This is a genomic window from Bradyrhizobium sp. Leo114 (assembly GCF_055229415.2).
This window is the reverse complement of record NZ_JBUYEN020000011.1, coordinates 128517-150538: the sequence shown is the minus strand read 5'-3', so window position 1 is coordinate 150538 and position 22022 is coordinate 128517. Positions and strand designations below refer to the sequence as shown.

At 63.2% G+C, this 22022-nt stretch carries 25 protein-coding genes; 11 read left to right on the top strand and 14 right to left on the bottom strand.

Features of this window, described 5'->3' with window-relative positions; all coding sequences use genetic code 11:
* Positions 1 to 36: 36 nt before the first annotated feature.
* A complete protein-coding gene (flbT, locus tag ACZIRK_RS15995; RefSeq protein ID WP_456643375.1) occupies positions 37 to 468 on the bottom strand; it encodes a flagellar biosynthesis repressor FlbT in 432 nt (143 codons plus the stop codon).
* A 364-nt stretch (positions 469 to 832) separates the two neighbouring features.
* Between flbT and ACZIRK_RS15990 the strand changes: the two genes are divergently transcribed.
* The 3 genes from ACZIRK_RS15990 (at position 833) to ACZIRK_RS15980 (ending at position 4252) form a co-directional block, all read left to right on the top strand.
* Entirely contained in the window at positions 833 to 3295 is a 2463-nt protein-coding gene (locus ACZIRK_RS15990; RefSeq protein WP_463327693.1) for a flagellin N-terminal helical domain-containing protein, read from the top strand.
* Between the two features lie 206 nt (positions 3296 to 3501).
* The gene (gene flaF / locus ACZIRK_RS15985; RefSeq protein ID WP_028163580.1) at positions 3502 to 3867 is read left to right on the top strand and encodes a flagellar biosynthesis regulator FlaF; all 366 of its coding nucleotides are present in this window, start codon (positions 3502 to 3504) and stop codon (positions 3865 to 3867) included.
* A 19-nt stretch (positions 3868 to 3886) separates the two neighbouring features.
* Positions 3887 to 4252 (top strand): hypothetical protein, encoded by a 366-nt coding sequence (locus tag ACZIRK_RS15980; protein ID WP_028163579.1) that lies wholly within the window; start codon positions 3887 to 3889, stop codon positions 4250 to 4252.
* 95 nt (positions 4253 to 4347) lie between these two features.
* Here the strand turns inward: ACZIRK_RS15980 and ACZIRK_RS15975 are convergent, their stop codons facing one another.
* The 4 genes from ACZIRK_RS15975 to ACZIRK_RS15960 form a co-directional block, all read right to left on the bottom strand.
* Entirely contained in the window at positions 4348 to 4713 is a 366-nt protein-coding gene (locus tag ACZIRK_RS15975; protein WP_028163578.1) for a flagellar protein FlaG, read from the bottom strand.
* A gap of 146 nt (positions 4714 to 4859) precedes the next feature.
* Complete coding sequence (locus ACZIRK_RS15970; RefSeq protein WP_130230090.1) at positions 4860 to 5357, bottom strand: hypothetical protein; 498 nt, start codon at positions 5355 to 5357, stop codon at positions 4860 to 4862.
* Between the two features lie 15 nt (positions 5358 to 5372).
* Positions 5373 to 5729, bottom strand: a complete 357-nt coding sequence (gene flgJ, locus ACZIRK_RS15965) for a flagellar assembly peptidoglycan hydrolase FlgJ (protein ID WP_463327692.1) — start codon at positions 5727 to 5729, stop codon at positions 5373 to 5375.
* Positions 5729 to 6853: a flagellar basal body P-ring protein FlgI gene (locus ACZIRK_RS15960; protein ID WP_028163575.1), complete on the bottom strand. Its 1125-nt coding sequence runs from the start codon at positions 6851 to 6853 to the stop codon at positions 5729 to 5731. The genes flgJ and ACZIRK_RS15960 overlap by 1 nt, the downstream gene beginning before the upstream one ends.
* Before the next feature lie 267 nt (positions 6854 to 7120).
* Between ACZIRK_RS15960 and ACZIRK_RS15955 the strand changes: the two genes are divergently transcribed.
* From ACZIRK_RS15955 to ACZIRK_RS15945, 3 genes are all read left to right on the top strand, one after another.
* Positions 7121 to 7534, top strand: coding sequence for a flagellar assembly protein FliX (locus tag ACZIRK_RS15955; protein ID WP_463327691.1), 414 nt, complete (start codon positions 7121 to 7123; stop codon positions 7532 to 7534).
* Positions 7535 to 7860: 326 nt separating this feature from the next.
* On the top strand, positions 7861 to 8226 hold the full coding sequence (gene dksA / locus ACZIRK_RS15950) for an RNA polymerase-binding protein DksA (RefSeq protein ID WP_196237262.1): 366 nt from the start codon (positions 7861 to 7863) through the stop codon (positions 8224 to 8226).
* Positions 8227 to 8442: 216 nt separating this feature from the next.
* The gene (locus ACZIRK_RS15945) at positions 8443 to 9252 is read left to right on the top strand and encodes a phytanoyl-CoA dioxygenase family protein (protein WP_463327690.1); all 810 of its coding nucleotides are present in this window, start codon (positions 8443 to 8445) and stop codon (positions 9250 to 9252) included.
* 21 nt (positions 9253 to 9273) lie between these two features.
* Here the strand turns inward: ACZIRK_RS15945 and ACZIRK_RS15940 are convergent, their stop codons facing one another.
* Positions 9274 to 9702: a winged helix-turn-helix transcriptional regulator gene (locus ACZIRK_RS15940; protein WP_463327689.1), complete on the bottom strand. Its 429-nt coding sequence runs from the start codon at positions 9700 to 9702 to the stop codon at positions 9274 to 9276.
* 101 nt (positions 9703 to 9803) lie between these two features.
* On the opposite strand from ACZIRK_RS15940, the gene ACZIRK_RS15935 reads away from it, so the two are divergent.
* Positions 9804 to 10832: an SDR family oxidoreductase gene (locus ACZIRK_RS15935; RefSeq protein ID WP_463327688.1), complete on the top strand. Its 1029-nt coding sequence runs from the start codon at positions 9804 to 9806 to the stop codon at positions 10830 to 10832.
* Positions 10833 to 10910: 78 nt separating this feature from the next.
* Complete coding sequence (locus ACZIRK_RS15930) at positions 10911 to 11696, top strand: 2-keto-4-pentenoate hydratase (RefSeq protein WP_028163570.1); 786 nt, start codon at positions 10911 to 10913, stop codon at positions 11694 to 11696.
* Between the two features lie 952 nt (positions 11697 to 12648).
* Here ACZIRK_RS15930 and ACZIRK_RS15925 read toward each other — a convergent pair.
* Positions 12649 to 12996, bottom strand: coding sequence for a hypothetical protein (locus ACZIRK_RS15925; protein WP_463327687.1), 348 nt, complete (start codon positions 12994 to 12996; stop codon positions 12649 to 12651).
* 296 nt (positions 12997 to 13292) lie between these two features.
* Here ACZIRK_RS15925 and ACZIRK_RS15920 point away from each other — a divergent pair, with 296 nt between their 5' ends.
* Complete coding sequence (locus ACZIRK_RS15920; protein WP_463327686.1) at positions 13293 to 13553, top strand: hypothetical protein; 261 nt, start codon at positions 13293 to 13295, stop codon at positions 13551 to 13553.
* A 161-nt stretch (positions 13554 to 13714) separates the two neighbouring features.
* Here the strand turns inward: ACZIRK_RS15920 and ACZIRK_RS15915 are convergent, their stop codons facing one another.
* From ACZIRK_RS15915 to flgF, 7 genes are all read right to left on the bottom strand, one after another.
* Positions 13715 to 14137, bottom strand: coding sequence for a hypothetical protein (locus ACZIRK_RS15915; protein WP_028163568.1), 423 nt, complete (start codon positions 14135 to 14137; stop codon positions 13715 to 13717).
* Between the two features lie 191 nt (positions 14138 to 14328).
* Entirely contained in the window at positions 14329 to 14544 is a 216-nt protein-coding gene (locus tag ACZIRK_RS15910) for a hypothetical protein (protein ID WP_130229069.1), read from the bottom strand.
* 177 nt (positions 14545 to 14721) lie between these two features.
* Positions 14722 to 16293, bottom strand: coding sequence for a glycosyl hydrolase family 79 N-terminal domain-containing protein (locus tag ACZIRK_RS15905; RefSeq protein WP_463327685.1), 1572 nt, complete (start codon positions 16291 to 16293; stop codon positions 14722 to 14724).
* A 249-nt stretch (positions 16294 to 16542) separates the two neighbouring features.
* Positions 16543 to 17295: a flagellar basal body L-ring protein FlgH gene (flgH, locus tag ACZIRK_RS15900; protein ID WP_028163565.1), complete on the bottom strand. Its 753-nt coding sequence runs from the start codon at positions 17293 to 17295 to the stop codon at positions 16543 to 16545.
* A 5-nt stretch (positions 17296 to 17300) separates the two neighbouring features.
* On the bottom strand, positions 17301 to 18365 hold the full coding sequence (gene flgA, locus ACZIRK_RS15895) for a flagellar basal body P-ring formation chaperone FlgA (RefSeq protein ID WP_463327684.1): 1065 nt from the start codon (positions 18363 to 18365) through the stop codon (positions 17301 to 17303).
* Positions 18366 to 18379: 14 nt separating this feature from the next.
* Positions 18380 to 19168 carry a flagellar basal-body rod protein FlgG gene (flgG, locus tag ACZIRK_RS15890; RefSeq protein ID WP_028163563.1) on the bottom strand — a complete coding sequence of 263 codons (789 nt, stop codon included), beginning with the start codon at positions 19166 to 19168 and terminating at the stop codon, positions 18380 to 18382.
* A gap of 13 nt (positions 19169 to 19181) precedes the next feature.
* Positions 19182 to 19946: a flagellar basal-body rod protein FlgF gene (gene flgF / locus ACZIRK_RS15885; RefSeq protein ID WP_028163562.1), complete on the bottom strand. Its 765-nt coding sequence runs from the start codon at positions 19944 to 19946 to the stop codon at positions 19182 to 19184.
* Positions 19947 to 20330: 384 nt separating this feature from the next.
* On the opposite strand from flgF, the gene fliL reads away from it, so the two are divergent.
* Complete coding sequence (gene fliL, locus ACZIRK_RS15880; protein WP_028163561.1) at positions 20331 to 20822, top strand: flagellar basal body-associated protein FliL; 492 nt, start codon at positions 20331 to 20333, stop codon at positions 20820 to 20822.
* Positions 20823 to 20824: 2 nt separating this feature from the next.
* On the top strand, positions 20825 to 22021 hold the full coding sequence (gene fliM / locus ACZIRK_RS15875; RefSeq protein WP_028163560.1) for a flagellar motor switch protein FliM: 1197 nt from the start codon (positions 20825 to 20827) through the stop codon (positions 22019 to 22021).
* The last annotated feature ends 1 nt before the right edge of the window (position 22022 follow it).

Sequence of the window (22022 nt, the reverse complement as noted above, 5' to 3'; positions counted from 1 at the left end):
TTTCGGAGGCCTTTTTTTCTTGATCGTGTGATCGTCTCACGCCGACTTGCGCTCGTCCTCCTGCGCGGGGGCGTCGAGCTTCCTTGCGCTTTGCAGCAGGGCCTCTTCGTGTGCGATCAGCTTCTTCGACTCCTTCAGCGCGTGATAGAGGTCACCGTTGAGGATGTGGTTGTTGATGTTTTCGATGAATGGCCAGCCGCTTGGCATCGCCGTGATGATGTCGCGCACCAGGCTGAAATAGGTCGGATGGTGCGCCATCGGGTCGGGCGAGAGATACATGAGCTGCACCGCGAGATAGACCAGCTTGGCCGGCGTGTCGGCTGTCTCCGGCGTCAGAATGTCCTTCTCGCGCAGGATCGGAATCCTGTCGCCGTCAATCAGGAGGCGAGCCCGCTGATCGGTGTTGGTGACCACGCAGGAGCCGATGATGATCCGCTCGTTCGGCTTCAGCTCGACCTTCAATGCCATTCCCGTTCTCCTCTGCCGCCATTCCCGCGCGATGCGTCGTTGCGACGAAATCGAATCATGTCTGGCGCGCGTCCGCCGTTAAGACCGATGGCGGCCGATCGCGCCGCAATCCTTTCCGATCATGGTTAACAGTTGGTAAACGCCATTCCTGCTGTGTTCGCCCTTCGGTCCGAAGGCGCAGCAAATTCAGTAGTATTCCGGAGCAACTGTGCCGCCGCGTAGCATTTTCGCGCTGTTCGCTGGCCAGAAATCCGACCAGGAAGATTCATTTTTTCTTAGGAGGCTTGGTTCCAAGGTGAGCCGTCGTCCGATCAAAAAAGATTGGAAGCGACTTGTTCCTGTTTCACACCAGAAAGGTATGAAAATGTCCGGCATTGTTCTCTCGGCATCGGTACGCCAGAACCTCCTCTCGCTGCAGTCGACAGCCGATCTGCTCGCCACCACCCAGAGCCGTCTTTCCACCGGCAAGAAGGTTAACTCGGCCCTCGATAACCCCACCAACTTCTTCACCGCCGCCGCGCTCGACAATCGTGCCAGCGACATCAACAACCTGCTCGATGGCATCGGCAACGGCGTGCAGGTGCTGCAGGCGGCCAACACCGGCATCACCTCACTGCAGAAGCTGGTCGACGGCGCCAAGTCGGTCGCGACCCAGGCCCTGCAGTCGACCGTCGGCTATTCCGCCAAGTCGAGCGTGAGCGTCAAGATCAACGGCGCTACGGCCTCGAACCTGCTCGGCACCGGCGCGTCTATCGACGCGGCGTTCACCGGCACCAACCAGGTCAACAACCAGACGGTCACCTATACCGCTTCGACCGCCCACGGCACCGCGATCGGCGCGTCTCACCAGAACGCCTACACCAGCAACACCTCCACCGGCACGGTTGCGCTGCAGGACAACGCAGGACCGCCAGCGGTGGCAGTCAATAACCTCACCTCGCTCAACTCTGGCGGCGCTAACCACCTTGATTCCGCCGTTCTGGCCTCGCTCTCCGGCCAGACGCTGACCATCAACAACAACACCATCACCTTTAGCGCGACGGCGACGGCGACCACGACGACCGGCAACAACACCACGATCGGCCTCAACACCGGCACCACCTCGACGTTCGGTGACATCCTTACCGCGATCGGGACCGCGGCGGGCGCCGGCGTGACCGCCACCGTTGACGGGACTGGCCACATCCTGATTGCAACCGGCACGACGAACGATGTCACCATCACCGGTGGAGCTGCGGCGACCGCGCTCGGCATCTCCACCACCAACCGCGGCGGCGGCTCGATCGTTGCGGCAACGGCCACCGCAACGACGCTGATTGGCGTGCCGGCGACTCCGGGCTCCGACGCGTTGAGCTCTGCTCTCACCACGTCGGACTACCTGCAGATCAACGGCAAGACGATCCAGTTCCACGCCGGCACCGGCGTTACCGGTTCGATGGCGGCCAACAACTACTCGATCGGCCTCGCCGACGGGACGATCGGAAGCATCCTGAGTGCGATCAATCAGGCCGCGCCCGGCGTTACCGCCACGGTCGATGGCACTGGCCAGATCAATATCGATACCGGCACCACCAACGACCTCAGCCTGTCGGGCTCGCTTGCCGGTACGTTGAGCAAGCTTGGCCTGAGCGGTGTCACGAGCGTGACCCGCGCGCCCATTGCCACACCTGAGATCACCGGCGCTACTCTGCTTTCCGGTGCTTCGACTGCGACCAGCGATGCGTTGAAGTCGGCCTTCTCCGCGGGTGACACCATCACAGTCAACGGTAAGCTCCTGAGCTTCGTGACCACGGGTGCAGCCGACGATAACCACATCAACATCACCGACAACATCACCACCCTGTTGAGCAAGATCGATACGTTGTCAGGCAACACCGGCACCGGCTCCACGCCGTCGACCGTCACCGGCGGTCACATCGTGCTCCATACCGGCGCTAGCAGCGACCTGACGATCACGAGTTCGAACGCCGATGCGCTCGCAGCGCTCGGCCTCGGCACCGGCGTCAGCCAGGCCCGCGGCACCGGTCCGTCTCCGCTCAACGGCCAGACGCTGTCGATCGCCTCCACCGGCGGCGGCGTCGCAACCAGCATCACCTTCGGCGGTACCGGCCCGGGCCACGTCAACTCGCTGAACGACCTCAACGCGGCGCTGTCGTCGAACAATCTACAGGCCACACTGGCGCAGGACGGCACGCTGACGATCACCACCTCGAACGACGCAGCCTCCGCCACGATCGGCTTGATCAGCGGCACTGCGGCTCTTTCGGGCCAGTTGTTCTTCGGCAAGACCCCGAGCGATCCGGTGGTCGATCCGAACGCCAGCGCCGCTCGTGACGCGCTGGTCACCCAGTACAACAACATCCTGAACCAGATCACGACCACGGCGCAGGATGCTTCCTTCAACGGCGTCAACCTGCTCACCGGCGACACGTTGCGGCTGACTTTCAACGAAACCGGCAAGTCGACGCTGGGGATCTCCGGCGTCAACTTCAACTCCGCGGGCCTTGGCCTTGCGGCGCTGTCGGCCGGCGACTTCAAGGACAACGACTCCGTGCAGAAGGTGGTGAGCGGGCTCAACAACGCCAGCAGCACGCTGCGCGCCCAGGCGTCGGCCTTCGGTTCGAACCTGTCGATCGTGCAGATCCGCCAGGACTTCTCGAAGAACCTGATCAACGTGCTGCAGACCGGCTCCTCCAACCTGACGCTGGCCGACACCAACGAGGAAGCGGCCAACAGCCAGGCGCTGTCGACCCGCCAGTCGATCGCGGTGTCCGCGCTCGCGCTTGCCAACCAGAGCCAGCAGAGCGTGCTGCAGTTGCTCCGCTAAGCGCAGCTTCACCAGATCAAGAACGGCGCGAGACGGCGGAGGAAACTCCGCCGTCTTCGTTTTGGTTAAGGCGTGGCCTGGCGGCTTCCGCCGGAAAACGGACACATTTCGTAACCCTTGCTAACCATATTTAAAGGCACCGTCTGTATGAAAGTTGGGCACTTTTTGAGACCCCGCGGTCAAACCGCTCCCACCGAGGTTCGTGAATGTCAAACGCAGCTCAGGCCTACGCACGCACGTCAACTACGACGGCGTCCCCCCGTGAAATCGAAGCGCAGGCGCTGCTAAAGGCTGCACGACAGCTTCAGGAAGTTCAGACGAACTGGAATGGGCCCGACAAGGCGATGCAGAACGCGCTGCTGTTCAATCGCCGCCTGTGGTCGATCTTCATGAGCGCTGCGCAGGCCAATGACAATCCGCAGCCGCTCGAAGTGCGCCAGAACATCACCAATATCGGCGTATTCGTTATGAAGCAGACCGTCGAGATGCAGATCAATCCGGATCCGGCGAAGCTGAAGTCGCTGATCGACATCAACTGCAACCTCGCCGCCGGCCTCGCCGGCCGCGCCTAGGCAGAGTGGGGCGGCTGCAATGGCCGACATGATGGGCATCCTGGCGGCCAACTACAAGGCCGTCGGGCTGAACGTTCCCTCCAAGACGCCCTATGTAGCTGTTGATCCTCAGCTCTACGAGGGCAGTTGGACCGGCAAATACGCCAACAACAAGTCGTTCAAGATCCAAGTCTCGAACGTCACGGGCTTCCGCGCCAAGGTGCACTACGAGAGCGAGGGCACCAGCAAGTACCAGGATGTCCTGATTAAGGATCAGTCGTTCCGGATCGGCGATACCAAGTTTACGCTGACCGCGATCGGCACGGCGCTGATCAAGAATGTCGTCAACGATCCTGCGACCGGGGGAACGTATCTCGACCAGGCCTACGCGAAGCGCCAGGGCTAAAGCTTCGTTTCGAGAACCGAAGCTTTAGATCTTTTGTTTGACGCGTTTTCTTCACGCGAACCGGTATCCACTTCGCTCGAAAACGCTCTGAAGCGTCAGGCCCTGCGGTCGGTGGCGCCGAGACGCGTCGGCGCTTCCTTGGTCAGGTCGAGCGTGCGGAAATAGGCGCGGCGGCGCAGCACCGCCTCTTCGGGAAACTGCCTCACCACCTGGCTCGTGCGGTTGTCGACGACCTGAAAGACAACGGAAGCGGCGTCGCGATCGATAATGACTTGATTGGAAACGGACGCGTTGACGACGTTGGAATTGATGCTGGCGCGCGCGCCTGCATCCGTCGCGGTGACGCTCCGGCTCGGCGGCAATTCGGTTGGGACGGCATTCCGCGCCGCTTCGCTAACGGGAGCGGTGATCGGAGCCGCAACCGGTACCCCGACCGGCTTGATGCTGAAATCTGTACTCATCACGCCTCCTAGTGCCTGCGCACTAGCTAATGCTTCGAGTCAAATCCCAACCCTCCATAAACCGCAACTATAGGTCACACCTCTCAATAGGTTGTTAGGGAACGCGCTGAATGCCGCGCTTACATCAGCGTGACAATTTTAGCGAATTACAGCGACCGGCTGACCGCGAGCGGCGTCATGTGGCGCGGACCAGGCGCGGCGCGCCGGCCGGCGGCGGTGTAGGTATTCGGCACGTTGCGGCGCTGGATCTCGCTGTTAACGCCGCGCACGATACCCTCCGACACCGCATGGGCGGTGGCGAGAACAGTCAGATTCACCTGAAGCATCGCGCGGAAGGTATCGTGATGGCGGCGCAGCGTGTTCAAGAGATCGGGCGCCGCCTGTGCTAGCTGCTTCTGCGCAGCCTTCACGCTCTCGACCGCGACCATGTAGCGGCGCGACAATTCCGATTTCTGCGCTTCGAGTAGCATCGCCTCGCGTACCTTGCCGGCGCGTACCAGCTCCGTCTCGCGCTCGGTGATGCCGAGCAGCGCGCTCATCACATCCATCAGTTCTTCCGCGATCTTGCGGATTTCGGCAGGTGTCGACGCTGCAGACTTCGCGGCTTGCGCCGGCGCCGGCCGCGATTGAAGACGCTGGTTCATCTTGTCCTGATCTCCTTAAGCTTGGCTGGCGCCGCCTGCCTGCTGCAGGATCAGCGTGCGGAACACTTCGTTGGAAATGCCGACGCCGCCGGATTTCGCGAACGATTTCGAATATTCTTCCGTCAGCATCGAGCGCCACACGCCGGTGCCGGGCGTATCGCCAAACGGGCCTTCGCCCTTGATGCCGCTGGTCATCTGCGAAAACATCGAATTGAGAAACAGCGCCTCGAAATCCTGCGCCTTCGCGCGGGCCTTGGCCTGCATTTCCGGTGAGACCTTGGTCAGCGCTTCCGCGAGTTGTGAGTCGTTGCGGCCATTGCCGCGCGGCGCGCGGTAGGGATTGGTGAGGACGTCGGCAAATCCGCTCTGCATCACATCACCTCGATGTCGGCCTGGATCGCGCCGGCCGCCTTGATCGCCTGCAGGATGCTGATGAGATCGCGCGGGCCGATCCCGAGCCCGTTCAGTCCATCGACGAGTTGCTGCAGCGAGACGCCGTCTTTCACCACGGCGAATTTCTTGCCGTCTTCGGTAACCTGTACATTCGAGCGCGGCGTCACCACCGTGCGTCCCCGCGACAGCGGATTGGGCTGGCTCACTTGCGGGCTCTCGGAGATCGACACCGTGAGATTGCCTTGCGCGACCGCCACGGTGGCGACGCGAACGTCGCGGCCCATCACGATGATGCCGGAGCGCTCATCGATCACGATCTTCGCCGCAAGATCCGGATCGACCTGCAACTGCTCGATCTCGGTCAGGAAGGCGACGACGTTGCCCTTGAACTCTGCCGGGATGTTGAGCTGCACGGTTGAGGGATCGATCGGCTCGGCGGTCTTGACCCCGAGGAAATCATTCACCGCCGCCGCAATGCGCTTGGCGGTGGTGAAGTCGGCATTGCGCAGCGCGAGGCGGACATTGGGCAGGCGATTGAGCGTGAACTCGATCTCGCGCTCGATGATCGCGCCGTTGGCGATACGGCCGACGGTCGGGACGCCGCGCACGACCTTGGCGGCTTCGCCTTCGGCCTGGAAGCCGGAGATCGCGAGCGTGCCCTGCGCGACCGCATAGACATTGCCGTCGGCGCCGAGCAGGGGGGTGACGAGCAGGGTGCCGCCACGCAGGTCCTTGGCGTCGCCGAGCGCGGAGACCGTGACGTCCATCCGCGTGCCCTGCGTGCCGAAGGCCGGCAGATTGCCGGTGACCATTACGGCGGCGACGTTGCCGGTGCGGATGGTGGCGCCGCGGATGTTAACGCCCATCCGTTCCAGCATCGCCTGCAGCGATTGCTTGGTGAAGGGGATATTGTTGAGCGTATCGCCGGTGCCATTGAGGCCGACCACGAGGCCGTAGCCGATCAACTGGTTCTGCCGCACGCCTTCGATATTGGCGAGGTCCTTGATCCGCGACGTCGCGCCCGCGGGCAAAGCGGTCAGCGCGAGCGCGAGCCACGCGGCGCAGGCGGCTGCGAAATAGTGTGCCGAACGGATGCCGGGCATCCCTTTGCTCCCCTCGAGGTCTTCCATCGGACCGGCACGCCACTCCCATAGCGGCGATCCGCCCTTCACTATGCGAGGGCTGTGCCATGGCGGGGTGATGCATCAAATAACTGATATTTTTAGTGAAATTGCGTGATCGCCATTCGCGCTCCGTTTTCCGGCGGAGTCGAAACTGCCGGCCGGCGGCAGATTTTGCCGGGTCGTTTACGGTCCATTAACCATAAGGGGGCGAAAGTTCCGCCCAGCACGCCCGCGGGATCATCGACGATGCGCATCTCAGGACCGAACGGCACCACGCTTGGAACGCCCGCGAGCAGCACGCGGCGGAACAGTTCGAGCAGCTTCGCGCTGCCGGAACCCTCGACGGAGGCGGGCGAGGTCCGTTCCGGCGCCGCGCCGAAAGCCGCCGCGAATATCGATGCGCTGCTTGCGCTGCAGGGTGTCGAGGACCCCATGGAACGCCGCAAGCGCTCGGTCGCGCGGGGCCGCGGCGCGCTCGATGTGCTCGACGAGCTCAAGATCGGCCTTCTGGCCGGCAATCTGGAAGCGAGCACCGTGGCGCGGCTGCGCGATGCCGCCGCCAGCCTGAAATCCTCCTCCGGCCATCCCGGCCTCGATGCGGTCCTGTCCGAGATCGAGCTTCGCGTTGAAGTCGAGCTCGCCAAGGCCGGGCAGGCCTAAGGGCGGTTGCCTTGATAGCAATTCGTTCGGTCCGGTCAGCGCGGATTTAATTCGCCAGGCCGGGCAAAAAGGACTGATCCGGCCCCTTCATGCGCGGGGATGCTGGTGCCGGACGAGCGCACTGACTGGTCCCGCCGGAACGGGGCCAACTTGCCTGTGTAAGGGGGTGGAAATGGCCATTCGTAGCAGTTGCACCGATATTGTCTGTCACATGAGGTAGCTATATAAGGCGCCGCGCGGATGACCCATTTTCGTCCGCCTGACAGGGACATGGACTGCCTTTGGAAAAGCTGAAGAACTACCGGCCTTCTGAAAAAGAGCCTTTCATGAACGAGCGTCAGCGCGACTATTTCCGCGCCAAGCTGCTGGCCTGGAAGGATGAGATCCTCCGCGAATCGAAGCTCACGCTGCAGACCTTGCAGGAAGAGAACGTCAACCACCCCGACCTTGCCGACCGTGCTTCCTCCGAGACCGACCGTGCGATCGAGCTGCGCGCCCGCGACCGCCAGCGCAAGCTGATCTCCAAGATCGATGCCGCACTGCAGCGCATCGAGGACAACACCTACGGCTATTGCGAGGAGACCGGCGAGCCGATCTCCCTCAAGCGGCTCGAGGCTCGTCCGATCGCAACGCTCTCGGTCGAGGCCCAGGAACGTCACGAGAAGCGCGAAAAAGTCTATCGCGACGAATAGGGTTGGGCTCGCGGCGGTGCCATTGAAACCGCCATCCGGCGGAGGTAGTTTCGCGTCGCCATGATGACATCCATTCTCAATATCGCTTCGGTCTTCTTGCTGGGTCGCTGACTCCAGCCGCCGCTGCTTGCGGCATCCCATTGGACCGATTGAGCCGGACCGCCGCTGCATGGCGCAGCGCAACAATGTCTGGCGCCAGCTTGAGAGATCATCATCATGACCGACCACGAACGCGCGCGTTCGCTTAGCGACGCGGAAATTGCCCAATTCATCGAACACGGCTTCGTCAGGATCGACGACGCTTTTCCGCGCGAGCTTGCCGCGGAAGCGCGCGCCATCCTGTGGCGTGACTTGCCATGCAGCGAGCACGCGCCCGCAACATGGACGCGCCCGGTGGTGCGACTGGGCTTCTATGGCCAGCCACCGTTCCGGCAGGCGATCAACACGCCGGTCCTGCATAGGGCGATCGACCAGATCGTCGGGAGAGGCCGTTGGTGGCCGCGACAGGACATCGGCACCTTTCCAGTACGCTTTCCGCATCCGGACGATCCCGGCGACGCCGGATGGCACGTCGACCTCAGCTTTCCCGCCGAGGATTGCGATCCGAATGAGCGGCAGGATTTCTCGGCCTGGCGCGTCAATGTCACCTCGCGCGGGCGTGCATTGCTGATGCTGTTCCTGTTCTCCGATGTCGGCGAACAGGATGCGCCGACACGCATCAGGGTCGGCTCGCACCAGCCGATGGCTCGCTATCTCGCACCTGCGGGCGAGGCCGGCCGTGCGCGCATGGTGCTGGATGAGATGGGCGCCGACTGTCCGATTGCGCTCGCGACCGGCGCGGCAGGCACGGTCTATCTCTGCCATCCCTTCCTGGTTCACGCTGCCCAACGGCACCAGGGCAGGGCGCCGCGCTTCATGGCACAGCCCGCGCTGCCATTGAGGGAGCCCTATCGGCTCGCGCGTCCCGACGGCGCCTATTCGCCGGTCGAGATCGCGATCCGGCAGGCGCTGCGAATGCCGGGATAGCGTAAAGCTGCGAAGCGATATTCAGGCGAGTTCGGCGTCGAGTGTCGCTTCGCGCGCGGCTGCATGGCCGCGTGCGCCATAGGTCTTTGACCAAGTGAGCAATTCGCGGAATGCTGGCAAGAGTCCATAAGCGGCGTCGGTCAATTCGTATTCCACCCGCAGCGGCTTTTCGGCAAGCACGGTACGAAGAACCAGGCCGTCGCGTTCGAGCTCGCGCAGTTGCGCGGTCAGCATGTGCTGGGTGATGCCATCAAGCGAGCGGCGCAGGGCGCCGAAGCGGATTGCGCCGTTCATCAGTGCAAAAAGGATTTCCAGCTTCCATTTGCCGCCGAGTGCGTGAATGGCGTGCTTGAAATCGCCGAGCAGTGCCGGGTCGGGCGCGCAACCTGCGCATTCGGCGGAATCGCAAGGCGACGTGGTATTGTTTTCCATACCGGTCTCGAATTTCATCCTACTTGTCCCGCTGCAGATAGTGGCCCAGATGCGGATGTTGCAGGCCGGCGCAACGAATTTCCGCGCCGAGGCCGAGGATTCAGGAAAGGCTTTGTCGGATGAGCACCGTTTTGGTTAAGGGTGGATCGGGTTTCATCGGGGTTCACACCATCCTGCAGTTGCTGGTCGCGGGGCATCAGGTGCGCACCACGGTGCGCCAGCCGGGGCGCAGCAAGGATGTGCTGGCGATGCTGCACCAGGGCAATGCGCCATCGCCCGAGAGCGTATCGTTCTTCACTGCCGATCTCACGCAGGATGCCGGCTGGCGCGAGGCGGTGGCCGGCTGCGATTACGTGCTGCATGTCGCCTCTCCGCTCAGCAGCAGTGTGCCCAGGGACGAGAACGAGATGATCATTCCCGCACGCGATGGAACGCTGCGGGTGCTGCGCGCTGCGCGCGATGCCGGCGTCAAGCGTGTCGTGGTCACGTCCTCGATGGGGGCGATCGGCTACGGCCACCCGCCGCAGGCGCAGCCGTTCGACGAGACGAGCTGGACCAATCTCGATGGCGACGACGTGTTCGCCTATGTCAAATCGAAGACGCTGGCCGAGCGCGCGGCCTGGGATTTCATTGCGAAGGAGGGCGGCGGGCTGGAGCTGTCCGTCATCAATCCCGTCGCCGTGTTCGGTCCGGTCCTGGGACCGGATTTCTCCGGCTCGATCGACATCATCAAGATGCTGCTCAATGGCGCGATGCCGGCGGTGCCGCGAATCCATTTCGCCGTGGTCGACGTGCGCGACGTGGCGGAGCTGCATCTGCGCGCGATGACCTCGCCGGCGGCGCGCGGCGAACGCTTCATCGCGGTTGCCGGAGATCCGATGTCGATGCTCGACATCGCAAACCTCCTGCGGCGCGACCTCGGTTCCGCCGCCCGGCGGGTGCCGCGCTTCCAGGCGCCGGACTGGGTGGTGCGGTTGGCCGCGATGGGCGTTCCGGTGCTGCGCTATGCCGTGCCGATGCTCGGCAAGGTCCGCCGCTCCACCAGCGCGAAGGCCCGCGAAAAGCTCGATTGGACGCCCCGCCGCGATGACGAGACGATCCTTGCGACCGCCGAAAGCCTGATCAGGCTTGGCCTTGTCAAGGCGTGAGCGCGTATGTGACGCGCTTGTCAAGCGCGCGCCGTGGTGCTGAATTGCCATCTCGACAACGCAATCCGGGAGGTGGCCATGGACAGGACCGCAGCGGCCGCAAAGGCCATCGCCACCGCTCGCCGTAACCGCGCGCCGCTGGCGGCGCTGCCGGTGGATCTGGTACCGGCCGATGAGGAGGAGGGCTATCAAGTCCAGCGTGCGGTGCATGACCTGTTGCTGCCGAAGGTCGGCGCGCTCGTCGGCTACAAGATCGGCTGCACCAGTGCCGTGATGCAGGACTATCTCGGCATCGACCATCCTTGCGGCGGCGGCGTGTTCGAGAAGGGCGTGCATGAGAGCGGCGCCGAGCTCAAGATGGCCGACTATGTCCGCGTCGGCGTCGAATGCGAGATCGCGGTGAAGCTGGCGCGCGATCTGGCGCCGGGCGAGGCGCCGTTCACCGCCGAATGGGTGGCGGAGGCGGTCGCGGAGTATCGTCCCGCGATCGAGATCGTCGACGACCGTTATGCGAAATGGGAGGCGATGGGCGCGCCGACGCTGATCGCAGACGACTTCTTCGCCGCCGGTTGCGTGCTGGGCACAGCAGTGCCGCGCATCACCGCGCCCGATCTGCACGACGTCAAGGGCCGCGCCCTCATCAATGGCGAGGAGGTGGCGAGCGGCACCGGCGCCGACGTGCTCGGTCATCCCCATAACGCACTCGCCTGGCTTGCCAACCATCTCGCCGCCGAAGGCAAGGGCCTGCATGCGGGACAGGTGGTGCTGACGGGCAGCCTGGTGAGGACGATATGGCTCAATGCCGGCGACAGCGTCGTGATGGAGCTCGCCGGACTGGGCAAGGTGAAGGCCACGTTCGCGTGATGGGGTAGGGTGGGTTCGAGCGCGCTGCTCTCTCGCTGTCGTCGCCGCGAAAAGCGGGGACCCATAAGCACAGGGAGTTGTTGTGGCGCAAGCAAGCGGTTGCAGCGGAACACACGACAAAGTCCTGTGGTTATGGGTCCGGGGTTCCCGGCTACGCCAAAAGGCCTCGCCGCGGCGCGCAAGCCCGCGACGACGTGGGGAAAGGTCCGATTCAAATTTCAAATAGCGTGAGGATGTGAGTTCGCGTTCTCGCGGCATGGATTGCCCGAGCTTTGCGTTCGTCTCACCCTCCTCGATATCAGAGGGCGCAGGGAAAGCCGGGTGCCGGTTGCACCCATGGGTCCCGTGCAACAAAAAGCACGGGGGTAGGACCACAGGTTCAACCGAAGCATTCCGGCTTTCCCTGCGCAGTGGTTTACGACTTACTTCGTGCTCTTCCCGGTGACCGGGCTTTCTTGCCACCGTCGCCCGCATCTCTACGAACTTAGCGCCAGCGTCGGGGCGCCAGAACCACACGACTTCGCTGTCCGCTGATGTCACGCTCGTCTGTCGCAACACCCGCGTCCACCGCATCTCACCGCAACGTTCGTGACGATCGCGAGCCGCCCCTCATCTGGGTGAGACGCGCGGAGTTAAATCACTGATTTGCCCGACGGGTTAAGCGATTTATTTTTCGCTGACAGTCTGGACAGACTTTTGGCTGATTTGCCCGTCGGGTTGATTTGTCGCATCAAAACCAACCACATCGTCATTGCGAGCGCAGCAAAGCAATCTATAGCGCCGCAAGCGGAAGAATGGATTGCTTCGCTCTGCTCGCAATGACGGAGCCGTCATTCCGGGGCATCGCGAAGCGATGAGCCCGGAATCCATTTCGCCACTTGCGCAAGCGGTGAAATGGATTCCGGGCTCGCGCTACGCGCGCCCCGGAATGACAGCGGAAATAGCGGCGCTGCTACGCCGACACGTCGACGAGCTGACCCTTCTTGTCCGCGTTCTTATGAAACTGCTGCTCGATGAGATCCTTGATCTTCTGCTCGACGGCCTGGCGCTGTTGCGGCGTCATGCTTTTCAGGTCGTCCTCCGTCAGCCCCATGCTCTTCAGGATGTTCGCGCGCATCCGGTCGATCGGGTTCATGTGGGCGTATTTGAGGAACTCCTGCTCGATATCGTTGCCGAGGGAGGTTTCTCGCGCGGGTTGGGTGGAGGCTTGATCGTCGGCGCTTGAGACGTCCTTTGCGGCAGTGTTCTTCGTGTTCGCGGTCACAAAGCTATAGGAGGAGATCGTTGGCGATATCTGCACGTCGCACCTCATTGGTGACTGCAGAAGCGGCACGCAAAGCCTGTGCCATTATGTGCGCGAGCTATTTCAAGGGGATAGGCGCGATCGTCAGGACATTTCGGCGGCGGATGGGCAAGATCTGCCCGGCGAAGTTTTCCCGCTCTTGTGAATGAGCCACATTATTCGATGTCACCTCGGTGATAGTTGCAAGTCGCGGACTATCACGGTCAGGAAAGGCGGCGCGATCCATGATTGGCGCCGGCGCTGCGGCTCACCATCTCGACTGAGTGTGATTCCGCATCGTCCAGGAGACCAGAATGAGATACGCACTGATCGGCGCCGGCGTCATCGCGGCGGCTTTCGCAAGCCCGGCATCGGCACAGGCGGTGATCGAAGATCCCGGCTACTGCGCGCAGTTCTATCCCGATGCCAATTGCCAGAATATCGGGCCGGGCAATCCCTATACCGACGGCAACTGGCGCAACGATTGGCCGCCTGCGCGACACGCGTTCATTGAACGGCATGCGCGCCACCAGCGTCATCTCAGCCATCACGAGATGAATGGCAGGGCAGGCTAGAGCGCCAAGCGGTAGGTGGATTAACGTCCCGAGCTTCGCTTCAGCGCGCGACGGCGCAAGCGCAATCGTCGCGAGCAGGGCGGTGGATTACGCCTTACAGCTTCGTGCGTTGACGCCGCCGAGAGTGGGGTCGGCTAACCCACCCTACGAAACTATGCCGATCACCCAACCGCAAACGGCTTGGCGGGGCGGTGGCGGTCGGCTTGGCTTTGCGGCAGCCGTGTCACGCCGGCAGCGCGCTTGATGCCGCGCTCTGACGGCGGCTCCGGACGGGGAAACAGGTTGGCCTCGAAACGCACGCCCGGCGCTTGCTCCGCGGTGCCTGAGCACACCGCGGTCTGGCCCTTGAACACCCCGGTCAGCTTTGCCTCGACCTCGTCGACACCGAACACGGTGGTCGGGCCTTCGGCGTAGCGCTTGGTCGTCAGCGTTGCGGTGAACCGGTCTTCGTCGAGCTCGTAAGTGCCGCTATAGGTGAACATGCAGTCGCCGCCCGAGATCCTGCCATTTGCAAGATAGATGATCCCGGTGCCTTCGCCGTGCGGCGTCCGAAACCAAACGGCATATTCGCCATCCCTGATCATCGAACACACCCATAACGAGAAAATTTGCGTCGTGCACTACCTAGAGCGCGACGCCGCCAACTTCCAGCGAGTGAGGGCGCGAGGGTTAATGGGGCGTGAAAGGCCGCGCGTAAAATCGCCATCATGCCTGACCCGCACGTGTATCAGATCGCCAACCTGATCCTCATCGATGGACCGGCACGCCTCACGCTCTAAGCCTCGTTCTTGGGCGTATATTTGCCCATGACGCATTTGTAGCTCTTCAGCTTCCACTCGTGATACGGCCCCTTGGAGAGCCAGTCGGCGATGCCGATTTGCGCGTTCACACTGCAGGCTGTCATGGTGATGCCGGATTGCTCACTGTTGGTGACGACTTTTTCAAGACAAAGCGGGCCGTTGCAGAGAATAGCGACAAGCGTGACAAGCATTTTGACCTTCGGCTGATTGGGGAATACCCGGTTGGATTGGTTTATGCAGGCTTCGTGCCAGTGGTTGGACTTGCGTGATCACATCTCTTCGAAATGTGATCTGCACTCGCCTGCATCTGACCTGCTGTACGTAGTTTCCCGGGGTATGCTTCCGATGCAGAGGTGCCCGGCGTTCCGCTACTTGCAGGTGGGATTAGCCGCATCCGCGATCGAGAAAAACGTGATGCTGGTCGGGGCCAGCTCGGTACGCGATGTCGCGAGCGGCTCGCCTTCCAGCACAGGCAATTCATCATCCGCAGCGAGCTTCAATTCGCGGCCATTCAGGCGCATGCGCGTGCCAATGAGACTGGCTGCGGTCAGGGTGTAGCGTCGCGCCGTTCCGGAGAACTCGAGCGACCGCCGCGCCATCCGATCGGTGTTGATGGCAAGCAGCGCCACGCCGCCTGACTTGTCCCGCAAGCAATGCGCGTAGAGATATAGTCCCGGCACCGCCGCCGATCCGGCGTCGAGCACGACCGTGCCCATCAGTTTTCGCCAAAGCAGTGCCGCCCAATAGTTCGGGCGCGGCGTGAAATCCTTCTCTTCCAGCAGGCCGTAGTCGCTGGCTGCAAGCGTGTTGTGCATGAGGACTTGCACCTGCCGTTTGGCCATGCGCCCGAGCGTATCGAGATAACGGAAGCTATCGAGGAAAGTCGAGCTCCAGGGATTGCCGCCGCAGGCGGCATCCGCCGTTTCCGTGATCCACAGCGGCCGGCCGGGTGCGAACCGGTCGCGCAATTTTGCGTAGAAGGACGCTGCACGGTCGATGCCGGACAACCAGTCCTGCGACAACGCGTTGTTGTCGCGCGCCGCAGCCGACGGCACCGTCCTGCTGCAACGTGGCGAGAGCGCGCCGTAATAGTGGAACGAGATCGCGTCGAACACGGGGCCTGCGGCCGCCAACAGCTTCTCACTGCCGAGCGCATCGCCTGATCCGCCGGTGCTCACGGTATCAGGGCCAAGCAGGATCGTTTCCGATGATGCATGCTTGAGGAACGGCGCGAACACGGCGATGTCGCGGCCGAAGCTCGCGGCATCATAGCCGGAGGGCGCGCCGTCGCTGGCGGCGAGGTCAGGCTCGTTCATGAACTCGGCAGCGGCGATGTTGCCGCCGAGGGCCTGCGTCGCCGCGATCAGCTTCTCGGCCTGCGCCGGCGTCCAGATGCCGCTGGCATCGCGCGTGCCCAGGCCTGTCGCAAAGGAGGTGACGAGCCTAGCGTCCGCCGCGCGCGCGAAGTCGATGACACCGTTCCATTGACGGCGGGTCAGCACGCCGTTGAAGCCGGGAGGCGGGGACCGCGCGCTCTGGTCGGCGTCGTCGAAATAGGTGGTGTTGGCCCAGGTGCCGCTCACGCGCAGATAGGCCGGCCCCAGCGCCGCGGCGAGCTTGCGCAGCCGCGGATTGCCGAGATCGATCGGCTTGCGATAGGCGTACATTGCGGGATCCCTGCCGGAGGGGATGCCTTCCGCTTTTGAAGAAGGTTTGCGCCGATCGGCGTAAGGACGCCAGAAGTGCCCGCCGGTCACCTCGACCATCTCGACATTGTAGGATTGAAAGCGCTCGTCGACCGAGCCGATGCGCGCCATGGCCGCTGGCGCGAGCGCGATGCTCGGATCGGTCGCCGACGCAGGCGGGGCGCACAGGATGGCGAGCGCAAGACCGATCAACACGCGCATCGGGCAAGGCTGAACGCTCGTTCCGTTCGGCATCCTGCAATGCTACACGAAAGCGCTGAGCTAAGCTCGGTTTGCATCCGCAATGGACGCTCTACTCCCTCTCCCGCGTGCGGGAGAGGGCTGGGGGGAGGGTGTCTCCGCGATGGGACCATTCACGGCGAGAGAGTCCTCAGCCACCGTCAAAGAGCCGCGACCCCCGCCAGGGGAGCTAGCGAGGGCCGCGTTGGAACACCTCGTTGCGCCTAGGTTCGCAACAAAGTGTGGGAGCTGGTTTGAAGTAGGTCAGAACGGCAGCAGCACGTCCATCACCTGCTGTCCGTAGCGGGGCTGCTGGACGTCGGTGATCTGGCCGCGGCCGCCATAGGCGATGCGGGCCTGGGCGATCTTGCTTGAATCGATGGTGTTGTCGCTCTGGATATCCTCGGGCCGCACGACGCCCGCGACGATCAGTTCGCGGATCTCGAAATTGACGCGGATTTCCTGCTTGCCTTCGACCACGAGATTGCCGTTCGGCAGCACTTGCGTGACGACGGCCGCGACGTTGGTCTGCAACGCTTCCTGCCGGTTCACCGAACCCTTGCCGTCGCTGGAAGAGGTTGAGTCCGTGGTGAGGATCTTGCCCGGCAGGACCTTCAGCGGCTGCGTAACCGTTTGGGAGCCGAGGAAGTCGGTAATACCAGAATCTTCCTTGGCGGTACGGCTGCGCTGGGTCTCGTTGGCGATGTTGGCCCTGTCGGTGAAATTGACGGTGACCGTTAGCAGGTCGCCGACGCGTGCGGCGCGCTGGTCCTTGAAGAAGGCCCTCGAGCCGTTGCGCCACAGCGAGTTCGGGCTGTAGGAGGCCACTTCCGGTTTCGGCATCGGCATCTGCACCGGCTTGTAGCCCGGCTGCGTGGTCGGATTTTCGATCGCGGTCAGCTTCGGCTGTTCGCCGATCTGCGAGAGGCGGTCGATCGAGGAGCAGCCGCTGGCGAGGATGCCTAGCGTGAAGAGGGCGCCGGTGAGGACGAGGCGGTTGATACGGGGAGCGGACATCACGGTTACTCGGCTTTCGGGGCGACTGAACTGACGTTGGCGACGGCGACGGGGCTCGCCTGCTCGGCGGGCGCGAGCGAGGCGGTGGGTTCAAGGACAGTTGCGGCGCGCGGCGGGGTGATCGTGACCTGGCCGCGGCCGGTGACGGTGCCGGAGACGGTGCGCTTGGACTGCAGGTTCATCACGCTGACGACATCGCCCTCGGTGCCGCCGTCGAGCGCCTTGCCGCGGATCGTGAGGTAGAGCCCGGTCGCCTGATAGATCAGCGTCACGTTCTGGTCGCGGGTCACGAGATCGGGCTTGGCGAGATCGGCGGTCTTCAGCGCCTGTCCGGCGCGGAGCTGGCGACGGGCCTGCATGCCGACAGCATTGTCACGGAGCGCGAGGTCGTTGCCGACCTCGGCTTTCGGGCGGCGCTCGACCAGCACGTCCGAATGCTTCAACATTTCGCCGCGCTCGACAGCGCGTGCCAGCACGGCGGCTTCGACGGTTTCGATCGCGGTGCCGGTGAAGCGCAGCCTGGTCGGCGCGGCGCCGGTCTCGTTCGCGATCTCGAAGGTGATGTCGAAGCGGCTGTTGCGCGGATCGTAGCGGAGAGCGATCGGCTGCAGATTGCCGGAATTGGTGGCTTCCAGCCTGATGTCGCCGACGTCGCGGTCGAAGTTGATGGTGAGATTGGCGGCTTCGCCAAGGCCGTTGCGGCGCTCCAGCGTGCGGGCGACCGCTTGCTCGATCTCCTTCCGCTCGATCGCGCGCGCGGCGCGGGTCACCGAAATTTCCTTGAGGTCGCGGGTATCGACGCCGATCACCTGATGGGTGCGCAGCGTGGCGAGCACCTGCGCCACCGGCAGCGTGCCTGTGGTGCCGAGATCGGGCGCGCGATAGATCGGCGTCGTGCCGAAGCTGCCGGCGTTGTCGACGAGATCGCCGATGCGGACGATGTCGCTTGTGATGGTGACATTGGCGCGCAGCGTCGGCGGCGTGATGACGTCGTTGCGGCTCTGCGCGATCGCATTGGAGACCGACGCGGCAAGGAGCAGCGCGGCGAGGAGAAGCGGGCGGGCGAACATGGTCACTCTCCCCCTCAGCGGAACAGGTTGGAGGTGGATTGCAGCATCTGGTCGGCAGCGCTGATCACCTTGGCGTTCATCTCGTAGGCACGCTGGGCCGCGATCAGATCGGAGATTTCCGAGACCACCTCGACATTTGCCTGTTCGAGGTTCGACTGCTGCATGTCGCCGAACCCGTCGGTGTTGGCGATGCCGTCCTGCGGCGTGCCGGAAGCCGGCGTGTCGACGAACAGGTTGTCGCCGATCGGCTGCAGGCCGGCCTTGTTGATGAAGCGCGTCAGCCCGATCTGGCCGACCAAAGTCGGCGTGGTCGAGCCCGGCAGCATCACGGTGAGCTGGCCCTGCGCATTGATCGTGATCTGCGAGGAGTTCTGCGGGATGGTGATGGTCGGCTGCACCGGGTTGCCCTGCGCGTTAACAACGCGCCCCTGCTGGTCCATCATGAACGAGCCGTCTCGGGTGTAGGTGTAGGTGCCGTCGGGCATCTGGATCTTGAAGAAGCCTTCGCCGCGGATCGCGATGTCGAGATCGTTGCCGGTCGGCGAGAGCGTGCCCTGGCTCATCAGGCGCGGCGTGCCGACGGTCTTGACGCCGCCGCCGAGATCGATGCCGACCGGCAGGATGGTGCCCTGGTCGGAGGCTTGCGAGCCGACGCGGCGCACATGGTCGTAGATCAGGTCCTGGAACGCGGCGCGCTGCTTCTTGTAGCCGGTGGTGCGCAGGTTCGCGATGTTGTTGGAGATCACCTGAACGTTGAGTTCCTGTGCCGCCATGCCGGTCGCTGCGGTGTAGAGGGCTCTCATCGCTTAGTCTCCTTTACGCCGGAACGTCGGCGAGCTTGTCGATCGCCGATTTGTGCAGATCGCTCTGCTGCTGCAGCAGTGACGAGATCTGGGTGTAGGTCCGCGTGATCTCGATCATGCGGCTCATCTCGGTGACGGAATTGACGTTGGACTTCTCGACGAAGCCCTGGCGCAGCCGCGAGGTGGTATCCACCGCGGCCGGGTTGCCTTCGCCGGCGGAATAGAGGTTGTTGCCTTCCTTCACGAGCTGCTGCGGCTGGGCGAAATTGACCACGCGCAGCTTGCCGCGGATCGAGTCGATGCGGCCGGTGCCTTCGAGCACGGTGACATAGCCGTCGGCGGCGATGCTGATGTCCTTGTCGGTCTGCTGGAACACGATCGGGCCGGCATTGCCGAGCACGGGATAGCCGGACTGGGTGACGAGCTGGCCCTGGTTGTTGACGGTCAGATTGCCGTCGCGGGTGTAGCGCTCGCCTTGGGGCGTCTGCACCACGAGGAAGCCCGAGCCGTCGATCGCGACGTCCAGCGGGTTCTTGGTCTCCTGCGACGGTCCTTGCGAGAAGTCGTGGAAGGTGGCGCGGTCGTTGACAAAGGACACGCGGCGGTCGGAGGGAGCAAAATTGTCCTCATGCGCGCCGGACCTCAGGAATTCCTGGAACAGCGAGCGGTCGGCCTTGTAGCCGTTCGTCGTGATGTTCGCGATGTTGTTGGCGACGACATCCATCTGCCGCTCCAGCACAACCTGCCGCGATAGTCCGACCAGAAGCGTATTCTGCATCGGCGGTTCTCCCCTTCGTGGACGGTCCGCGAAAAAGAGGTTCTCCCAAACCTCAAGCCCTCGGACCTCGTGAACCTTTGGGCTCTCCCAAACCCGCCGGCTCGCATTGTCTTCAGCGAAAGCCGTGCCAAGTCGGAAAGTGATGATTTGTGAGGAGGTTAGGTGTTCAGCCCGGGGGCGGAGAGGGCGGCAGAAAGGTCTTGTTGACCATGTTTGCCCGGCAGTTTTTTCCTAGTTGCGGCGCAATCGAAAGAAACCATTAACCATTCTTACCCTAGCGTTGCACCGTACAGAGCGCGCGTGCGCTGGCGGCATTGGTATTGCGTCTTAAAGGGCTTGGCTGGGGCAAATCGCGTTCGTCTCCGATCTTTTAGCGGGCGGGCGATGGCGGACGAGGACAAGGCGGAGGGCGGCGCCGAGGGCGAGGCCGCAGCTTCGAAGAAGGGCAAGCTCAAGCTGATCATTGCCGCAGTCGGCTTCCTCGCCATCCTTGGCGGTGGCGCCGGCTGGTTCTTCTTCATGCGCGGCCACGGCGAGGAGGTGCATGCCGAAGCGCCGCCGCCGAAGCCGCCGGCCTTCGTCGAAGTGCCCGACATGCTCGTCAACCTCGTCGGCGCGCCCGGCGAGCGCATCCAGTATCTGAAGGTCAAGCTGGTGCTGGAGGTGAAGGAGGAGAAGCAGGTCGAGGCGATCAAGCCGTCGCTGCCGCGCGTCACCGACCTGTTCCAGACCTATTTGCGCGAACTGCGCGCCAGTGACCTCAACGGCTCGGCCGGCCTGTTCCGCCTCAAGGAAGAACTCACCAAGCGTGTCAACGCGGCGGTGTCGCCCAACCAGGTGAACGCGGTGCTGTTCAAGGAAGTCGTGGTTCAGTAGCGATGGCCGGCAACGACCAGATGGACCAGGATGCGATCGCCGCCCAGTGGGAGGCGTCGCTCGATTCCGAGGATCCCGCAGCCGCTGCGGAAGAGGCTGCGAAGAACGAACTGTCGGAGAGCATGTCGCTGCAATGGGCGGCCATGGTCGAGGACGGTAGCCGCGACTTCGGCACCAAGAACGGCGGCGAGCGGGTCCTCTCGCAGGAAGAGATCGACAATCTGCTCGGCTTCACCGTCGGCGACGTCAATCTCGACGACAATTCCGGTATCCGCGCCATCATCGATTCGGCGATGGTGTCGTATGAACGCCTGCCGATGCTGGAAATCGTGTTCGACCGCCTGGTGCGGTTGATGACGACATCCTTGCGCAATTTCACCTCCGACAACGTCGAAGTCTCGCTCGACCGCATCACCTCGGTGCGCTTCGGCGATTACATGAACTCGATTCCGCTGCCGGCGGTGCTCAGCGTGTTCAAGGCGGAGGAGTGGGAGAATTTCGGGCTCGCCACCGTCGATTCCAGCCTGATCTATTCGATGATCGACGTGCTTCTCGGCGGCCGACGGGGCCAGACCTCGCTGCGCATCGAGGGCCGGCCCTACACCACGATCGAGACCAACCTGGTGAAGCGGCTGATCGAGGTCGTGCTATCAGATGCCGAGCAGGCGTTCCGGCCGCTGTCGCCGGTGAAATTCACCATCGACCGCCTCGAGACCAATCCGCGCTTTGCCGCGATCAGCCGTCCCGCCAACGCCGCGATCCTGGTGCGGCTGCGCATCGACATGGAGGACCGCGGCGGCAATATCGAATTGCTGCTACCCTATGCGACCATCGAACCGATCCGCAACGTGCTGTTGCAGATGTTCATGGGCGAGAAGTTCGGCCGCGATCCGATCTGGGAAGGACATTTCGCGACTGAGGTGGCGCAGGCCGAGATCTCGGTCGAGGCCGTGCTCTATGAAGCCGACATTCCGCTCAAGCAGTTGATGAAGCTGAAGGTCGGCGACACGCTGCCGCTCGACATCCGCGCGGACTCGCTGGTGTCGGTGCGCTGCGGCCACGTCACCCTGACCGAGGGCCGAATGGGCCGCGTCGGCGACCGCGTCGCGATCCGCGTCAGCAAGAATTTGCGCAAGCCCAATACCACCTTTGCGATGTTCGAGAAGGCCGACGAGCAGACCAAGATGATGGAGGCATAGT

Bases quoted from the DNA above. Each gene is read 5' to 3' on its own strand.
- flbT (WP_456643375.1), bottom strand. From the start codon at position 468: ATGGCATTGAAGGTCGAGCTGAAGCCGAACGAGCGGATCATCATCGGC.
- ACZIRK_RS15990 (WP_463327693.1), top strand. From the start codon at position 833: ATGTCCGGCATTGTTCTCTCGGCATCGGTACGCCAGAACCTCCTCTCG.
- flaF (WP_028163580.1), top strand. From the start codon at position 3,502: ATGTCAAACGCAGCTCAGGCCTACGCACGCACGTCAACTACGACGGCG.
- ACZIRK_RS15980 (WP_028163579.1), top strand. From the start codon at position 3,887: ATGGCCGACATGATGGGCATCCTGGCGGCCAACTACAAGGCCGTCGGG.
- ACZIRK_RS15975 (WP_028163578.1), bottom strand. From the start codon at position 4,713: ATGAGTACAGATTTCAGCATCAAGCCGGTCGGGGTACCGGTTGCGGCT.
- ACZIRK_RS15970 (WP_130230090.1), bottom strand. From the start codon at position 5,357: ATGAACCAGCGTCTTCAATCGCGGCCGGCGCCGGCGCAAGCCGCGAAG.
- flgJ (WP_463327692.1), bottom strand. From the start codon at position 5,729: ATGCAGAGCGGATTTGCCGACGTCCTCACCAATCCCTACCGCGCGCCG.
- ACZIRK_RS15960 (WP_028163575.1), bottom strand. From the start codon at position 6,853: ATGCCCGGCATCCGTTCGGCACACTATTTCGCAGCCGCCTGCGCCGCG.
- ACZIRK_RS15955 (WP_463327691.1), top strand. From the start codon at position 7,121: ATGCGCATCTCAGGACCGAACGGCACCACGCTTGGAACGCCCGCGAGC.
- dksA (WP_196237262.1), top strand. From the start codon at position 7,861: ATGAACGAGCGTCAGCGCGACTATTTCCGCGCCAAGCTGCTGGCCTGG.
- ACZIRK_RS15945 (WP_463327690.1), top strand. From the start codon at position 8,443: ATGACCGACCACGAACGCGCGCGTTCGCTTAGCGACGCGGAAATTGCC.
- ACZIRK_RS15940 (WP_463327689.1), bottom strand. From the start codon at position 9,702: ATGAAATTCGAGACCGGTATGGAAAACAATACCACGTCGCCTTGCGAT.
- ACZIRK_RS15935 (WP_463327688.1), top strand. From the start codon at position 9,804: ATGAGCACCGTTTTGGTTAAGGGTGGATCGGGTTTCATCGGGGTTCAC.
- ACZIRK_RS15930 (WP_028163570.1), top strand. From the start codon at position 10,911: ATGGACAGGACCGCAGCGGCCGCAAAGGCCATCGCCACCGCTCGCCGT.
- ACZIRK_RS15920 (WP_463327686.1), top strand. From the start codon at position 13,293: ATGAGATACGCACTGATCGGCGCCGGCGTCATCGCGGCGGCTTTCGCA.
- ACZIRK_RS15915 (WP_028163568.1), bottom strand. From the start codon at position 14,137: ATGATCAGGGATGGCGAATATGCCGTTTGGTTTCGGACGCCGCACGGC.
- ACZIRK_RS15910 (WP_130229069.1), bottom strand. From the start codon at position 14,544: ATGCTTGTCACGCTTGTCGCTATTCTCTGCAACGGCCCGCTTTGTCTT.
- ACZIRK_RS15905 (WP_463327685.1), bottom strand. From the start codon at position 16,293: ATGCCGAACGGAACGAGCGTTCAGCCTTGCCCGATGCGCGTGTTGATC.
- flgH (WP_028163565.1), bottom strand. From the start codon at position 17,295: ATGTCCGCTCCCCGTATCAACCGCCTCGTCCTCACCGGCGCCCTCTTC.
- flgA (WP_463327684.1), bottom strand. From the start codon at position 18,365: ATGTTCGCCCGCCCGCTTCTCCTCGCCGCGCTGCTCCTTGCCGCGTCG.
- flgG (WP_028163563.1), bottom strand. From the start codon at position 19,168: ATGAGAGCCCTCTACACCGCAGCGACCGGCATGGCGGCACAGGAACTC.
- flgF (WP_028163562.1), bottom strand. From the start codon at position 19,946: ATGCAGAATACGCTTCTGGTCGGACTATCGCGGCAGGTTGTGCTGGAG.
- fliL (WP_028163561.1), top strand. From the start codon at position 20,331: ATGGCGGACGAGGACAAGGCGGAGGGCGGCGCCGAGGGCGAGGCCGCA.
- fliM (WP_028163560.1), top strand. From the start codon at position 20,825: ATGGCCGGCAACGACCAGATGGACCAGGATGCGATCGCCGCCCAGTGG.